At 68.5% G+C, this 13,832-nt stretch carries 13 protein-coding genes; 6 read left to right on the forward strand and 7 right to left on the reverse strand.

Annotated elements, in window-relative coordinates; all coding sequences use genetic code 11:
• The first annotated feature begins 12 nt into the window (after positions 1-12).
• From AKJ08_RS03935 to AKJ08_RS03950, 4 genes are all read left to right on the forward strand, one after another.
• Complete coding sequence (locus AKJ08_RS03935) at positions 13-480, forward strand: arginine repressor (RefSeq protein WP_050724865.1); 468 nt, start codon at positions 13-15, stop codon at positions 478-480.
• Positions 481-482: 2 nt separating this feature from the next.
• Positions 483-1,682 (forward strand): argininosuccinate synthase, encoded by a 1,200-nt coding sequence (locus tag AKJ08_RS03940; protein WP_050724866.1) that lies wholly within the window; start codon positions 483-485, stop codon positions 1,680-1,682.
• 100 nt (positions 1,683-1,782) lie between these two features.
• Positions 1,783-3,225, forward strand: a complete 1,443-nt coding sequence (gene argH / locus AKJ08_RS03945) for an argininosuccinate lyase (protein WP_050724867.1) — start codon at positions 1,783-1,785, stop codon at positions 3,223-3,225.
• Between the two features lie 185 nt (positions 3,226-3,410).
• Entirely contained in the window at positions 3,411-4,034 is a 624-nt protein-coding gene (locus AKJ08_RS03950) for a hypothetical protein (RefSeq protein WP_157370457.1), read from the forward strand.
• 42 nt (positions 4,035-4,076) lie between these two features.
• Here the strand turns inward: AKJ08_RS03950 and AKJ08_RS03955 are convergent, their stop codons facing one another.
• Both AKJ08_RS03955 and AKJ08_RS03960 read right to left on the reverse strand, forming a co-directional pair.
• Entirely contained in the window at positions 4,077-4,550 is a 474-nt protein-coding gene (locus AKJ08_RS03955; protein ID WP_050724869.1) for an LIC_13387 family protein, read from the reverse strand.
• 15 nt (positions 4,551-4,565) lie between these two features.
• The gene (locus AKJ08_RS03960) at positions 4,566-5,189 is read right to left on the reverse strand and encodes an SAM-dependent methyltransferase (protein ID WP_082342668.1); all 624 of its coding nucleotides are present in this window, start codon (positions 5,187-5,189) and stop codon (positions 4,566-4,568) included.
• A gap of 327 nt (positions 5,190-5,516) precedes the next feature.
• On the opposite strand from AKJ08_RS03960, the gene AKJ08_RS19670 reads away from it, so the two are divergent.
• Entirely contained in the window at positions 5,517-5,888 is a 372-nt protein-coding gene (locus AKJ08_RS19670; protein ID WP_050724871.1) for a Kazal-type serine protease inhibitor family protein, read from the forward strand.
• Between the two features lie 70 nt (positions 5,889-5,958).
• Here the strand turns inward: AKJ08_RS19670 and AKJ08_RS03970 are convergent, their stop codons facing one another.
• The 5 genes from AKJ08_RS03970 to AKJ08_RS03990 form a co-directional block, all read right to left on the reverse strand.
• Positions 5,959-6,465, reverse strand: a complete 507-nt coding sequence (locus tag AKJ08_RS03970; RefSeq protein ID WP_050724872.1) for a GNAT family N-acetyltransferase — start codon at positions 6,463-6,465, stop codon at positions 5,959-5,961.
• 131 nt (positions 6,466-6,596) lie between these two features.
• Positions 6,597-8,132 carry a tRNA pseudouridine(13) synthase TruD gene (gene truD, locus AKJ08_RS03975; RefSeq protein ID WP_082342669.1) on the reverse strand — a complete coding sequence of 512 codons (1,536 nt, stop codon included), beginning with the start codon at positions 8,130-8,132 and terminating at the stop codon, positions 6,597-6,599.
• 413 nt (positions 8,133-8,545) lie between these two features.
• Positions 8,546-10,384: a UbiD family decarboxylase gene (locus AKJ08_RS03980; RefSeq protein WP_050724873.1), complete on the reverse strand. Its 1,839-nt coding sequence runs from the start codon at positions 10,382-10,384 to the stop codon at positions 8,546-8,548.
• A 122-nt stretch (positions 10,385-10,506) separates the two neighbouring features.
• Entirely contained in the window at positions 10,507-11,700 is a 1,194-nt protein-coding gene (locus AKJ08_RS03985) for an SGNH/GDSL hydrolase family protein (protein WP_050724874.1), read from the reverse strand.
• A gap of 88 nt (positions 11,701-11,788) precedes the next feature.
• Positions 11,789-12,565, reverse strand: coding sequence for a phosphatase PAP2 family protein (locus AKJ08_RS03990; protein WP_050724875.1), 777 nt, complete (start codon positions 12,563-12,565; stop codon positions 11,789-11,791).
• A gap of 1,065 nt (positions 12,566-13,630) precedes the next feature.
• Here AKJ08_RS03990 and AKJ08_RS19065 point away from each other — a divergent pair.
• Positions 13,631-13,783 (forward strand): hypothetical protein, encoded by a 153-nt coding sequence (locus tag AKJ08_RS19065; protein WP_157370458.1) that lies wholly within the window; start codon positions 13,631-13,633, stop codon positions 13,781-13,783.
• Positions 13,784-13,832 lie beyond the last annotated feature (49 nt).

Genomic DNA, 13,832 nt, shown 5'->3' on the forward strand with positions numbered 1-13,832 from the left:
CTAGGAGGACGAATGGCCGAGGCAGGACTCGAGGCGCGCAGGAGCGCCATCCGCCACATCATCCGCACCCAGCGGGTCGGGACCCAGGAGGAGCTGCGGCAGCTCCTCGTCGAGAGCGGCTACGACGTGACCCAGGCCACGCTCTCGCGGGACCTGGCGCGGCTCAAGGCGCGGCGGGTCTCGCTGCCGGAGGGCGGCGGGATCTACGAGCTCGACGAGCTGCGGGCCCCCGACGATCCCGAGGAGCTCGTACAGGCGGGAGAGTTCGTCAACGGCCTCGACTCCAACGAATTCCTCGTCGTGGTCCACACCCGGCCCGGCGCCGCCTCGGCGGTGGCCCTCGCCCTCGACAAGGCCCGGCTCCCCCTCCTGCTCGGGACCATCGCCGGCGACGACACGATCTTCCTCGCTCCGGCCCGGCGCATCCGGGCCGAGAAACTCCTGCAGCACCTCGCGTCTCTTTGGAAGAAAGGCAGTTAGCAATGGCAAAGCAGAAGATCGTCCTCGCGTACTCGGGCGGCCTCGACACCTCGGTGCTCGTGCGGATCCTGGGCGAGGAATATGGATACGACGTGATCGCCTGCCACGTGGACGTGGGCGAGGCGCGCGACAAGGACCTGGTGATCGCGCGGGCGAAGAAGGCCGGCGCCGTCGCCGTCGAGGTCGCCGCGGCGCAGGACGAGTTCGCTCGGGACTTCTGCTTCCCGGCCCTCCAGGCCAACGCGATGTACGAGGGGATCTACCCCCTCTCCGCCGCTCTCTCGCGGCCGCTGATCTCCAAGCACCTCGTGGCCGCCGCCCGCAAGCACGGCGCCACCGCCGTCGCCCACGGCTCCACCGGCAAGGGCAACGATCAGGTCCGCTTCGACCTCGCGGTGAAGGGCCTCGCTCCCGACCTCAAGATCGTGGCGCCCCAGCGCGAGCGGAACATCACCCGCGACGCCGCGATCGAGTACGCCGCGAAGCACGACATCGAGATCCCCGCCACCAAGAAGAGCCCCTTCAGCGTCGACGAGAACCTCTGGGGCCGCAGCATCGAGGGCGGCGTCCTCGAGGATCCGAACCAGGAGCCTCCCGAGGAGGCCTTTGCCTGGACCAAGAGCTGGAAGGACGCGCCGAACGAGCCCGCCTATCTGGAGATCGGCTTCGAGGCCGGCAAGCCGGTGAGCGTGAACGGCCAGGCCATGGGCCCCGCCGCCCTCATCCATGAGGTTGGCCGGGTAGCCGGCGAGAACGGCGTCGGCCGCATCGACCTCATGGAGAACCGCGTCGTCGGCATCAAGAGCCGCGAGCTCTACGAGTGCCCGGCCGCGGTGGTGCTCATCGCCGCCCACAAGGACCTCGAGCGCTTCACCACCCTGGGCATGTCGCACCGGGTGAAGGCGATGCTCGACACCAAGTTCGCCGAGCTCATCTACGAGGGCTTCTGGTTCTCGCCGTACCGCGATGCGCTCCAGGCCTTCAACGACGCCCACGATCGCACCGTCACCGGCACCGTGCGCGTGCGCCTCTTCAAGGGCCACTGCCAGGTGGTCGGCCGCAAGTCGGAGAACGGCATCTACAACCACGCCCTCTCCACCTACGGCGTAGACGACGCCTTCGATCACCGCGCGGCGGAGGGCTTCATCAAGCTCGTGGGGCTCCAGCTCCAGGAGTACAGCCGCCTCCACTCCGAGAAGTAACCAGTCTCACTCGTGCCGGGCGTCGCCGAGAGCGGCGCCTGGTTCGCGGCCTCGGCGCTTCCCCGCGCCGGGGCTCGCTGAAGTCGATTTGAGGAAGCACATGATCGCCAAGACCGCCGCCGCAGGGGGCCCCGGCCTCCACCCGGAGATGCTCGCCTTCTCGAGCTCCCTCGACCTCGACATCGCGCTGCTGCGCGAGGACCTCCTGGGGAGCCTCGCCCACCTGACGATGCTGTCGCGCTGCGGGATCATCCCGCGCGAAGCGGCTGCCGAGCTCAAGGCCGGTCTCCTCTCCATCCGCCGCGCCGCGGACGACGGCACCCTCGAGCTCCCCGCCGAGGAAGACGTCCACATGGCCGTCGAGGCCTGGCTCCACGCCAACGTCGGCGCCGCCGCGGGCCTCCTCCACACCGGCCGCTCCCGCAACGATCAGGTCGCCGTCGACCTCAAGCTCCACGTTCGCGAGCAGGTCCTCGTCATCCGCGAGGCGCTGGCCAGGCTCGTCCTCCTGCTCGTCGAGCGCGCCGAGGGCGGCCTCGAGACGCTGCTGCCCGCCTACACCCACCGGCAGCGCGCCCAGCCCGTCAGCCTCGCGTACTGGTACGCCTCCTACGCGGCCATGGTCGTCCGCGACCTCGACGCCTTCGCCTTCGTGCAGGATCAGGTCGACTCCATGCCCCTCGGCGTCGGCGCAATCGCTGGCACCACGCTCCCGAACGATCGCGAGATCCTCCGCGGGCTCCTGGGCTTTACGCGGATCACGGTGAACGGTCTCGACACCGTGGGTGACCGCGACTTCGCCCTCGACTACGCCTACGCCGCCGCGCGCTTCCTCCTGCACGCCAGCCGCCTCTCCACCGACCTCGTCGACTTCACCTCCGCCGAGTTCGGCTTCGCCAAGCTCGACGACGAGATCGCCTGCGGCTCCAGCATGATGCCGCAGAAGAAGAACCCCGACGCCTTCGAGCTCGTCCGCGGCAAGAGCGGCAAGGCCGTCGGCAACCTCGTCAACCTCCTCGTCACGGTCAAGGGCCTCCCCGGCGGCTACAACCGCGACCTGCAGGAGGATCGCGGCCCCCTCCTCGAGACCGGCAAGCTCGTCCGCGGCGTCGCCTCGATCCTCCAGCTCGCGCTCCCGCGCGTTCACTTCCAGCCCGAGCGCTGCCTCGCCGCCCTCGAGGCCGACGCCACCCAGGCCACCGATCTCGCGGAGGCGCTCGTGAAGAAGGGCCTTCCCTTCCGCACCGCCTACCAGGCCGTGGGCAAGCTCGTCCGCGCCTGCCAGGAGCGCGGCCTGCCCCTCGGCAGCGCCACCCCCGAGCTCGCCGCCAGCGTCGACCCCGTCTTCGACGCGGCCACCCTCGAGGCCGCGAGCATCAAGGGCGCACTCGCCCGCAAGCAGAGCGCCGGAAGCACCGGCCTCGAGCCCGTGCGGGCCCAGCTCGCCCAGCTCCGTGCCCGCGCCGACGCCGAGCTCGGCGCCGTTGCGAAGCTGCCGCGCCTCGACGCGCTCTTCGCGTCGCTCGAAGCCGCGGCGCTCTGAGAGTCGGTTCGCAGTGCCGAATGGCGGATCCTCCTCCTGCGACGGTCGATTGCCTCCAGGTCGCCGAGCCCCCCGGGATTGCAGACCGATCCGATGTGATAGCCTGAGGCGAATATCCGAAAGGGGGCTCGGAGATGAGGATTGCAACCGTTGCCTTGGTAGGAGTCGTGGCGAGCGCGGGGTGCGTGGGGAATCTCTTCGGAGATGACACGAACCACCAGTGCTACAAGCGCTACACGCTGACACAGCCGCTGGCTGCCTGCGAGGCTGGCGTCGAACAGAGCCTCCCGAACGTCGCCCTGGGTTTCGACAAGCGCTTCTTCGAGCGGGACCCGCAGGCCGCAGTCGTTGCATCCGTCTCGGGGAGCTCGATGGTCGTGGAAGGTCCCTGGAACACGCCCTACACGTTCACCTGGTTCGAGTCGCTGGAGGACATGTTCCAGCCCGGCGACGAGATCGACGTGTCCGGCGATCTGGAATGGCACGTAGTCGTCGGCCCGCGGTTTACGGTCGCCCAGTCGAGCATCGGCGCCTTCTCACCGCAGACGCCCGGTCGCCCTGTCGAGGACGGACCCGAGGTCGATTACGTCCCGACGTGTCAGACCAGCAGCTCCGATCCGGTGTGGGGGGTCGAGGCGACGCTGGGAGACGATCGCGTCGACGTCGCCCAGGGCACGCGCGGCTCCATCGGTGAGTGGGAGATCCTCTTCCACGGCGCGATCTCTTCGCCCGGCTCGAGCACAGCCTGCTTGGTCGCGGAGGGCAACTTCCAGGCGATGGTGTCCGCGTGGCGGGCGAACGATCCGTAGCTGCTGGACTCGAACCGCGGGGATGAAGCTCTCGGCGGGCGATCAGCGCTGGGGCGCGAGTCCCGGCGCCTGACCGGGAGCATTCGCGCGGGCCGACGCCTGTTGCTTGCGCACCGCGCCGACCACCAGCAATGCCGAAATCAGCGTCGCCATCACGCCCGGGCCCGCGAAGAAGTACTTCCAGCTCAGGAGCGCATTGGCAGCCTGGCTTCCAACGAGCGCCCAGGCGATGCCCGACACCACGGGCCAGCTCTCCGGCTTAACGCCATCGAGCTTCCAGGCGGTGAACGCGGAGAAGAGCAGGAACACCGACGTCAGGATCCCGAAGCCGAACCAGAAGCCGTACCAGGTGGCGTCCGAGCCGTTGAAGTCGAAGTGAACGGTCTTCATAGAGCCGAAGACCGCATCCGCCTCCGGACCCATGCTCGCCTCGGAGAACATGCCGCCGACCGTGTGTCCGGTGAAGAAGAGCACGAGCAGAACGGAGGCGGCGCGGAACCAGGTGATGTGTTTCATCGTTTTCCCTCTTGCTCAGCTCGCCCGCACGAAGCGGTAGCCGATACCCCGGACGACAGGTCCGAACGGCAGCGGCGTCTCGAAGTCGACCACCTCGGTGTGCGTCGGAATCAGCTCCGGGGCGAAGATCTTCCGGATGGTCGCCTCGGAGCGGCGACGGGGCCCGATGGGGCGCCAGTCGAACGCGTGCCGCTTTCCCCAATGGCCGAGGACGAGCTCACCGCCCGGTGCGAGCCATCGGAGCACCTGTCGCTTGTAGACGGCGACGCTGCCCCCGACCAGCGAGTGGAGGCATCCGGAGTCGAGCACTACGTCGAAGGGGCGCTCCGGCGCGTAGTCGAAGAGGTCGGCGCAGACGAACTCGACCGCCACGCCCTTCTTCGCGGCCAGCGCCCGGCCCATATCGAGGGCCTCGGGGAAGAGGTCGAGCGCCGTGACCTCCATGCCCCTCTCCGCCATCCAGACCGCGAAGGCGCCGGTTCCGCAGCCGACGTCCAGCACGCGGCCTCGTCCGTTCCGCGCCTCGATGGCGTCGATCAGGACGCCCTCTGGCTCGTCCCGATGCCAAGGGACGAGCTCCGGCCGGCCATTCGCCTGCCGGTAAAATTTTTGCATCACGAGCTTCGCCATTGCGCTCATGTCGAACTCCTTTGGAGCGCGAAGTGAAACACGTGCGAGCGGTGATTCGCAACGTCGATGGTGCCCGGCCGCAAAACCGAAGGAGGGGGGAACTTGGGGTGCCGGGCTTTCAAGTTCTTCCCGGGGAACGGCTTCGCGACAGATCTGTCATCAATTCGGACCTGTGAGGAACTGACTTACACTCATGGTTATCAATGAATTGCATGCGCGATGTCGCGTGTTGAGCGCTGTGCCTCTGCGATGGAGCCCCTCGAGTTTGCGCATCGGTAGGGGTGGACGAGAGCATGGGGACGCCCCCGACGGTCGGGGGCTAGGAGGAATGCCCCCATGAAGTGGCTCACTTTTCTCGCGGTTGCGTTCACCTTCGCGTTGTCCGCGCCGAGCTCCGCCGCCGCCAGCACTTGCGTCATCGACTCGAAGAACGCCCGCTGCATCTGCCCGATGCACTACGACCCCGTCTGCGGCATGGATGGCAGGACGTACGGCAACTCCTGCGATGCGGGTTGCGAATGCATGAGCATCGCCTACGCCGGAGAGTGCGACGACGCGTGTACGAAGTCGTGTGACGGCACTGCCTACGAGCCCGTCTGCGGCGTGGATGGCAAGACCTACGGAAACGACTGCTACGCCGAGTGCCTCGAAGTGAAGGTCGAGTACGAAGGCGCGTGCCAGGTGGCCTCACCGCTTCCGCACGGCTGATCCTCGATCGGCCGGCTTCGTCGACCCGCTACACTCAGGGTGTGGCGGGTCGAGGTGCTGCTGGTCGGCATTAGACCCTGGCGCGATAGACGAAGACGCGCCCGTCGAGGTCGTTCTCCTCTCCCACGCGCTGCAAGCCCACCTTCTCCAGGATTCGAATCGAACCGAGGTTCTCGATGCGGCTCCGCCCTTCGACCAGCTTTCCGGGAAATCGTTTCGAGAACCAGGTCATGCACGCAGCCGCCGCCTCGGTCCCGAGACCTCTGCCCCAAAACGCCTCGAAGAATCGGTAGCCGAGGTCGTAGACGCCGGTCTCGGGCATGAACTTGAATCCGCACCAGCCGATGAACGAGCCATCGGCCTTCTGCTCCACAGCCCAGCGACCGACACCGTGGAGGCGGTACTGCGGGAAGATCCTGTCCCGGAGGATCGCCGATGCCTCCTCGTCGTCGGCGAGAGGGCCATCGCCGGTGTAGCGGTACACGTTGAGGTTCTCGTTCAGCAACCGCAGCTGACGCGCGTCGCTTGCTTCGAGCTCCCGGAGGACGAGGCGGTCGGTCTCTAGGATGAGGGACATGGGTCGAGTATACCGCCGGCCTTTGGCGATCCGGCGGGCGACGATCTTCACGGCCTCCGGCTCTCGAGAACCGTGGCCGCTCCCGACGTGACCCACCTCTTCTTCGAGAAGAGCTGAGTCCGAGCGGGCCGCTACTCCTTCGCGGCCCGCGCCTTCTTCTTCACGGGCTTTTTCACCGCGGTCTTCTTTGCGGCGTCTCGCTGGGCCTCTTTGCGGGCCTCGGAGGCGACGCGGGCCTCGGCCTTGGCGGCCTTCTTGAGGCGCTGCTGCTCGCGGAAGCCCAGCTTGGCGGGCTTGGGCGTCGGCGCCTTCGGCTCACCAGCGGGCGCACCGGCCGCGGAGGCGGGGGCGGGCGACGCGGCCGTGGCCGTGGCTGTGGCGGCCTTGGGGCGCTTGGGCTTGGGCGCGAGCTCCAAAGACGGACCGCCGTAGGCCTGCGAGAGCATCTCGAGGGCGATGGGGTGGAGCTCGCCGCCGTGCTCCCGCGCCTCCTCCTCGAGCATCGCGAACCAGAAAAGCCGCTTGGTGACGAGGGTCGCGTAGGCGCCGGGAGGAAGCGTGAATGCCACGTTCACCCGGAGTCGACCGCGGTTCATCTCGTCGGGCCTGGGCTCCGACACGACGAGCTTGCCCGGGTAGATGATCAGCGGGCGCTCCTCGTGCTTGAAGAACATCCCGGGGAGGCGGGTGAGCTCGAGGTCCCGGAGGGAGAGCCGCTCGCGCTGGAGCGTCTCCTCCACCGCGTGCCGCGTCTCCTCGTCGTCGTACTCGGAGTCCGGCGCAAGGAGGGGGAAGTCACGGTCGCGCAGGTCGCGGAGGACGTCGCCCCCGATCTCGCGCGGGAAGAGGAGACGTCCCGCCTGGTAGCGGAGGGAGATCAGCTCGCGCTCGTCGATGAGCCCCTGGAGGAGCCGCCGGACGCCCTCGTTCCAGAGCCAGCTCTGGTACTCGAAGAGGAGGAGCGCGCGGTATCGCGGCTCGATCTCCAGGAAGGCGCCCGCCCAGTCGTCGGGGTACTCACGGAGGTGGACGAGCACGTTGCGGTAACGGGCCACGGCCTTGTGCGGGCAGTGGCGGTCCCAGTCGCCCCAGTGCTCGGCCCAGAACTTCTTCACCTTCGCGTCTTCGCTCTGGTCGAGCGGCGAGGGCTTGGCCATGTAGTTGTAGAGCGCGTGCTCGGTGTTGCCGCGGATGAGGTCCTTGGCGATGAAGCCCTGGCCGTGCTTGAGGGCGCCGAACCGCTGGGAGTCGAAGTAGTTGACCACGCCCACCCGGCGCACGTCGGCCACCGACGCGGCGAGCCGGGCCACGTCCTCCTCGGAGAGATCCCGGACGGTGATCGCGAAGCGGTTGGCCGTGAGGTGGCGGGCGGAGAGGGGCTCGGCGATGCGCCCCAGGTACTTCAGGCGCAGGTCGGGCTCCTGCATCTCCGCGTCCTTACCGCGGACCGCGACGAGCTGCTCGGTGCGGCCCTGCTTGTCCTTGAGGCCGCAGAAGCTGATCGCCTTCTGGGGCACGCGCATCCGCGTGGCAATCCGCTGGACCGCCTCGAAGGTCGAGAGCTTCTGCTTGTCCATCAGGTAGACGCGGTGGGGGCCCTTGGGATCGAAATCGATCCGGTAGGCCTCGCGGACCACGAAGTCCTCGGGCCGCTGTTTCAGCTTCATCTCTCGAACCTCTCGTCCCGGCCGGCGCCGGGCGCGCGGCAGCGGGGAAACGGCCGCTTCTACCACAGGCAGGAAAAGTCGACCGGGGATCATCGAAAACGCGGACGGGGGCGGGGGCCTTCCCGAAAGCGGGGGTTGGCCCTGGCGAGGCCGCTCAAACGCAGGAACCTGGCCGAATCCGGTCCTTCGGGGATGGCGGGTCGGGAGTCGACCGGGCCACCCCAAGGCCCATGAAAGCGAGTGTCAGGGGTGCTTGGTCCGCTCGATTTCATGGAATCGAGGGCGCGAGGGAGGGCGCCGCCTCCCTCGATGACGACGTCCACGTTTCCGCGGAAACGTCCCGGCGTCTGACCTGTGACGCTCCTCTCGTTCCGGTGACAGTGGGCGCCCTCATACTGCGCCCCGTGGCCGACTCAGATGATGCCGTGCAGCGGGCCGCCCTTGGCGCCGAGGGCGTCGACGCGCCTCTCGACCTCGGGAACTTCCACGAGCGGCGGGGCGTGGTGGGGCTTGGACCTCGCGTCGATGACGAGCGGCCCCCTGCAGCCCCAGTGCTTGTGCTCGACGACGCTCCCGACGCCGTGGAGGTCGTGGGACGGGTTGCTCCTGGTGAAGGCGACCCAGAGGAGGTTGTCGAGGTGCTTGGCGCAGAACTCGGCGTCGTCGCAGAGCACGATGAGCGGGAGGCCGTCGAGCTTCTTGCCCTCGAGCTCACGGGTCCAGGCGCCGAGCTCCTCCTCTGCGGTCTCGTAGCTGGAGAATGCCTTTCCCTCGACGGCGAGGACGCCGGGCTGCGCGAGCCTGGCGGCCTGGAACGGGCGGGGCAGCTCGAAGCCCGCAGGGAGCTCGGTCCAGAGCTCCCTTCGCTTCCGGCCGGCGGCGGCGACGACGACCTTGGAGCCGGAGTTGAGGCCGCTCCCGGAGTAGTCGAGGGTGTCGATGGTGGTGCGGGTCTGGAAGTGGAGGTCGTGGCTCCAGTCGGCGCGTTCCAGCATGTGCCGGAAGAAGGCAGCGATGTCATTCACGTCCAGCGAGGAGTCGTCCTCCCTGGCGGCGATCCAGAGGTACTTGGTCAGTGAGAGCTGGTTGGTGCCGAGCACGTGGTTGGCGATGGTCAGGATCTCCTGAGGCCGCTGCTCGGCGAGATACGGGGTGTAGCGCTCGTGGCCGATGGCGAGGCACAGAGGGTGGACGCCCGCCACGTCGACGGCATGCACGGAGTCGAGGCCGGGCACCTCCCGCGGGATGGCGTCGCCGGTCAGCTCGTGGACGAGGGCGCCGAACGAGGTGTCCTCCTGCGGGGGCCTGCCGACGGCGGTGAAGGGCCAGATGGCGCCCTTGCGGTGGTGGACCCGCTTCACCCGGAGCACGGGATAGGGGTGGGTGAGGCTGTAGTAGCCGAGGTGGTCGCCGAAGGGACCCTCCGGCTTGAGCACGCCGTCGAGGATCTCTCCCGTGATCACGAAGTCGGCGTCACCGGAGAGGCAGTGGCCCTCCTCGTCGTAAAAGTAGCGGAAGCGCCTGCCGCCCAGGAGGCCGGCGAAGGTCGCCTCCGAGAGGCCCTCCGGCAGGGGCATCACGGCGGCGAAGGTGTGGGACGGGGGGCCGCCGACGAAGATGCTGACCTTGAGCGGCTTGCCCGCCGCCACAGCCCGGGACTGGTGGACGCCGATCCCCCGGTGGATCTGGTAGTGCAGGCCCACCTCCTGATTGGGAACGTAGTCGTTGCCGGCGAGCTGGACGCGATACATGCCGAGGTTCGCGTTCATGATCCCGGGACGGAGCGGGTCCTCGGTGTAGACCTGCGGGAGGAGGACAAAGGGGCCGCCGTCGTCGGGCCAGCTCACGATCTGCGGGAGTGAGTCGAGGGTGGTCTGACCGTGGAGGATCGGCGCGCCGAGGCGGGATCGCTTGGGCAGGGCCGTGAGCGCGGCGGCGGCAGCCGGGATGTTCCGGGCGGGATCCTTCAGCGCCGAAGCAGGGTCGAACTTGAGCCCGATCAGGGTCCGGACCCGCTCCAGGGTGTCCCGGAACAGGAAGCGCGACCGCTCGATGGTGCCGAAGAGGTTCGAGACGGCCGGGAAGGGGGACCCCTTGACCCTCTCGAAGAGCAGCGCCGGGCCGCCGTGGGCGTAGACCCGGCGGTGGATGGCCGCCATCTCGAGGTGGGGATCGACCTCGGTGGAGATCCGGATCAGCTCTCCATGGGCCTCGAGGTCGCGAACGGCTTCGCTCAGGCTACGGTATCCCATGTCGCTCGGGGCTCTCCTCGGCGGGGCGCAGGCCCCAAAGGGGCGGCGCAGTCGAGGAGGCTTCTACCCGATCTTCCGGGGGCGTGCAGGAGGAGCGCCGTCATGGCGCGCGGGCATGGAGCTCAGGGCGCCGGCGGCCCGCCGAGGAGTCGAGCGGCCTCCTCGCCCATGAGGCGCTGGCCGATGACGCTGGGATGGACGCCGTCCTCGCGGGAGCCGTCGATCCAGCCGTCGGGGTCCTCGTCGCGCCTCAGGAGCGCGTCGAAGTCGAGGATCCCGGCGACGCCGGGCTCGCGGCGGATCCAGTCGTTGAGGCCTTTCCGCAGCGTCTTCACCCTCGGGTCCATGCCCGCCGGATCCTTCGGCGGCAAGGTGCCCAGCCAGATCCGGCAGAACGGGGCCAGCTTCGCGGTGAAGGTGCGGAGGATCGCCTCCATGCCGGCCTCGTCGTGGTCCCAGAGGTTGTTGGTGCCGATGAGGACGAGGCAGTCGGTGATGCCGGGGAGGGAGAAGACCTCGTCAGCGAGGCCCGCCTGGGCCTCGAGCACGCCCTGTCCGGACACGCTGGCGTTGGCGACCGGCAGGCCGAGGAGATCCTCGGCGACGGCGGGCCAGGCGTTTCGGTAATCGTCGGTGCCGGAGACGTAGGCTTCCGAAATGCTGTCGCCGATCGCGACGAACGCGCGGGTGCGCGCTCCCTCCACTCCAACGGAAGCGAGGCCAATCGCGCGGGGGAAGGGAGCGCCGTCGAAGTCGGGGTCGGCAGCGTGGGCTCCCGGCTGGGCGAAGCTCCCGGGGAGGAGGTCGATGGCGCCGGCGGCGAGCTCGCCCTCCGCCTCGAAGGAGACGTAGAGCTCCTGGCGGAACGAGACCCGAAAGGGGAGGGGATCGCTTCTTACGAGGGCTCTGGGGGCGATGGAGACGCGGGAGCTCCCGTTGAACTCGACGTTCAGCGGCTCGCTCCCGAGCGCACCCACTCCGTCCTCGTCGGCCAGCGCGACGGTGACGACGTGGAGCTTGGCCGGCCGTTCCCCGCCTCGGAACGTGAGACGGATGCGGTCGCCGGCGCGACCCAAAGGGATACGGATTCGGAACGTGGTGCGCGACGGGATCGCGTAGGACCAGCGAAGGGCCTGGTGGTAGCCGGGCTGGAAGATGGGCGGGTCCTCGGTGACCTTGCCCGGATCGTTCGGGTCCGGATCGTTCGGGTCCGGATCGGTCCCTGGGTCGACCAGGGGCTTGTCGTTGGGCGTGTGGGGCTGCGGTTCGGCGGCGCATCCCCAAAGGAGCAGGAGGGCGAAGGCGGTCGGCTTCATCGAACCCCTTTCGCCATGGAATCTGTGGCGGCCACGCGAGAGGCGAAGCCCCCGCTAAGCAGACTCGCGGGCACCGGACCCGCGCCGGTCAGGGGAGCTCGAGGGTGAGCGACGCCGCGGCCCCTCCGGGGAGTGGCGCGACGGAGAGGCGCGCGGTGTCGGTCCGCTGGTGGAGCCAGGGGATCCCGAGGCCGATGGCGGTCCCCGCGACGGCGCCGACGATCACGTCGGAGGGGAAGTGCGCGCTGGTGGCCACGCGGAGCGCGCCGACGGCGCTTCCGCCCAGGAGGGCGCCGCCGAAGACGACGTACCGCATGGGCGAATCCGGGTGCCGGAGCGCGTAGGTGTAGGCGTAGCTCATGCCCGCGGCGAAGGCCGCCGAGGTGTGGCCGGAGTAGAAGGAGGTGTAGGAGTCGGGGCTGGAGAGCCCGGGGTCGTTCGCAGCGAGGCCGTAGGCCCAGGGCCTGGGGCGCTGGACGCCGACCTTGAACAGCTCGTTGACGGCGCCGTTCACGACGATGGCCTGCAGCATGACGGCGGCGTCTGAAGCGAAATCGCCGGCTCCTCCGCCGGTGTGGGCGACGTCCAAGGCGTCGAGGAGGAAGGGCGCCGAGAGCATCAGGCCCGCGCCCCAGTCGCTGGCGGTTCCCGCCAAGGCCGAGCGATGCCCTATGGCGAGGCGCTCGAAGCCGGAGAGCGACGACGAATCGCAGGGGCAGGTGGGCTCGATGAGCTTCGACTTGTAGAAGTTCGGGACCAGCCACGCGGCGCCCGCGGCGCCGAAGATCGGGAGATCCCACGCGAGGTCGAGCTGATAGGGGCTGCGACCCGCCGCCGAATCTCCAGAGGTGCGAGCGCCTGGCACTATAGGAATGGGAGTCTCTTCGTTCGCTCGCGCCGGGCGGGCGAGGAGGAGGAAGAACAAAACGACGGCGCCAGGAATCGGACGATGGAGGACTCGCAGATGCGGACCCGTTCGCGTGGGCGGCGTCGGCAATCGACGCGGCCAGACGGGCACCTTCCTCTCGCCCGTCCATGACAGGAGCGTCGCGCGCCTCGGATCGCGCTGTCAATCGCGCGCGCAACGCTTGCCTGGTCGCCCGGTCGTGCGATCATGGGCGGCTTGGGAGGAGGACGCATGCGGTACGCCTGGATGGCGTTTTTCGCGATTGGCGCGCTCGTGGCCGGTTGCGGAGGCGGGAAGACCTGTTCGGACGGGGGTGATTGCGCCCACGGGGAGGTCTGCGCCGACTCTCCTGAATGCGGCGAGCCGATGTGCGTGACTCCTTGTGAGGGCAAGTGGGGATGTTCCGACGGCCTCGTTTGCGACGCGACCCACTGCGGCGGAGATTTCCCCATCTGCGTGACGCTGGATGACCTGCCTTGTCCGGCCTACCCTTGCGGGAGCTGCCAGGAGTGCGGTGCCTCGGGGCGGTGCGAGCCCTATTACTGCGCGGACGGGTATGCGTGCAGCCCCGAGACCCAGCACTGCGAGCCGACCTGCACTTCGGACGCCGATTGCAGCGACGACGAGAAGTGCGTCACCGTCGCGGGAATCAAGCAGTGTTGGAAGCACGAGCCGTCGAAGGGGGGCTGCCTCTTCCACGAAGAGTGTTGGCTCTCCGGGGGCTATTGCAGTGAGTTTATGGGGAATACCTTCTGCGTTCCGATGGAGTGCGGCGCTGAGAGCAATCGGTGTCCCGCGTGCGAGCTTGGGCCAACACGAAGTGATTCTGGCCCACTCATTTTCTATACGTCTCAACACTGGCTCGCGCCTGGCAAACGCTGCGATGTGTCCGACAGGTGTCCGGACGACGCGCCCTACGCCTGCGAATGGTCGTTCGCAGTGTTCCGGCCAGGGCAAGCGCTGATTCCACCCAAGCGAGAGCAGCTCGGAATCTTCACGAGCAGCCGCACCTCGGTGCCGCCGTTGGACGTGCGGTCATATCGCTCCGAGGGCCTGGACCGGATTGGGTTCGTCTCCTGTCACGAGGCGATCGGCATCGACATCGATTTCGCGGTGGCGTACGTCGACACGTGGAGCCGATCCTCCAACACGCTCTGTTATTACGGGCAGCCGTAGACGGCACATGGGGAGAGGCGACGGGTCGGCGGAGGAAGGGCGGGCCGAG

It is taken from the genome of Vulgatibacter incomptus (assembly GCF_001263175.1).
GTDB classification, from domain to species: domain Bacteria; phylum Myxococcota; class Myxococcia; order Myxococcales; family Vulgatibacteraceae; genus Vulgatibacter; species Vulgatibacter incomptus.

Excerpts from the sequence above, each read along its gene's own strand:
- AKJ08_RS03935 (WP_050724865.1), top strand. The coding sequence starts at position 13 with ATGGCCGAGGCAGGACTCGAGGCGCGCAGGAGCGCCATCCGCCACATC.
- AKJ08_RS03940 (WP_050724866.1), top strand. The coding sequence starts at position 483 with ATGGCAAAGCAGAAGATCGTCCTCGCGTACTCGGGCGGCCTCGACACC.
- argH (WP_050724867.1), top strand. The coding sequence starts at position 1,783 with ATGATCGCCAAGACCGCCGCCGCAGGGGGCCCCGGCCTCCACCCGGAG.
- AKJ08_RS03955 (WP_050724869.1), bottom strand. The coding sequence starts at position 4,550 with ATGAAACACATCACCTGGTTCCGCGCCGCCTCCGTTCTGCTCGTGCTC.
- AKJ08_RS03960 (WP_082342668.1), bottom strand. The coding sequence starts at position 5,189 with ATGAGCGCAATGGCGAAGCTCGTGATGCAAAAATTTTACCGGCAGGCG.
- AKJ08_RS19670 (WP_050724871.1), top strand. The coding sequence starts at position 5,517 with ATGAAGTGGCTCACTTTTCTCGCGGTTGCGTTCACCTTCGCGTTGTCC.
- AKJ08_RS03970 (WP_050724872.1), bottom strand. The coding sequence starts at position 6,465 with ATGTCCCTCATCCTAGAGACCGACCGCCTCGTCCTCCGGGAGCTCGAA.
- truD (WP_082342669.1), bottom strand. The coding sequence starts at position 8,132 with ATGAAGCTGAAACAGCGGCCCGAGGACTTCGTGGTCCGCGAGGCCTAC.
- AKJ08_RS03980 (WP_050724873.1), bottom strand. The coding sequence starts at position 10,384 with ATGGGATACCGTAGCCTGAGCGAAGCCGTTCGCGACCTCGAGGCCCAT.
- AKJ08_RS03985 (WP_050724874.1), bottom strand. The coding sequence starts at position 11,700 with ATGAAGCCGACCGCCTTCGCCCTCCTGCTCCTTTGGGGATGCGCCGCC.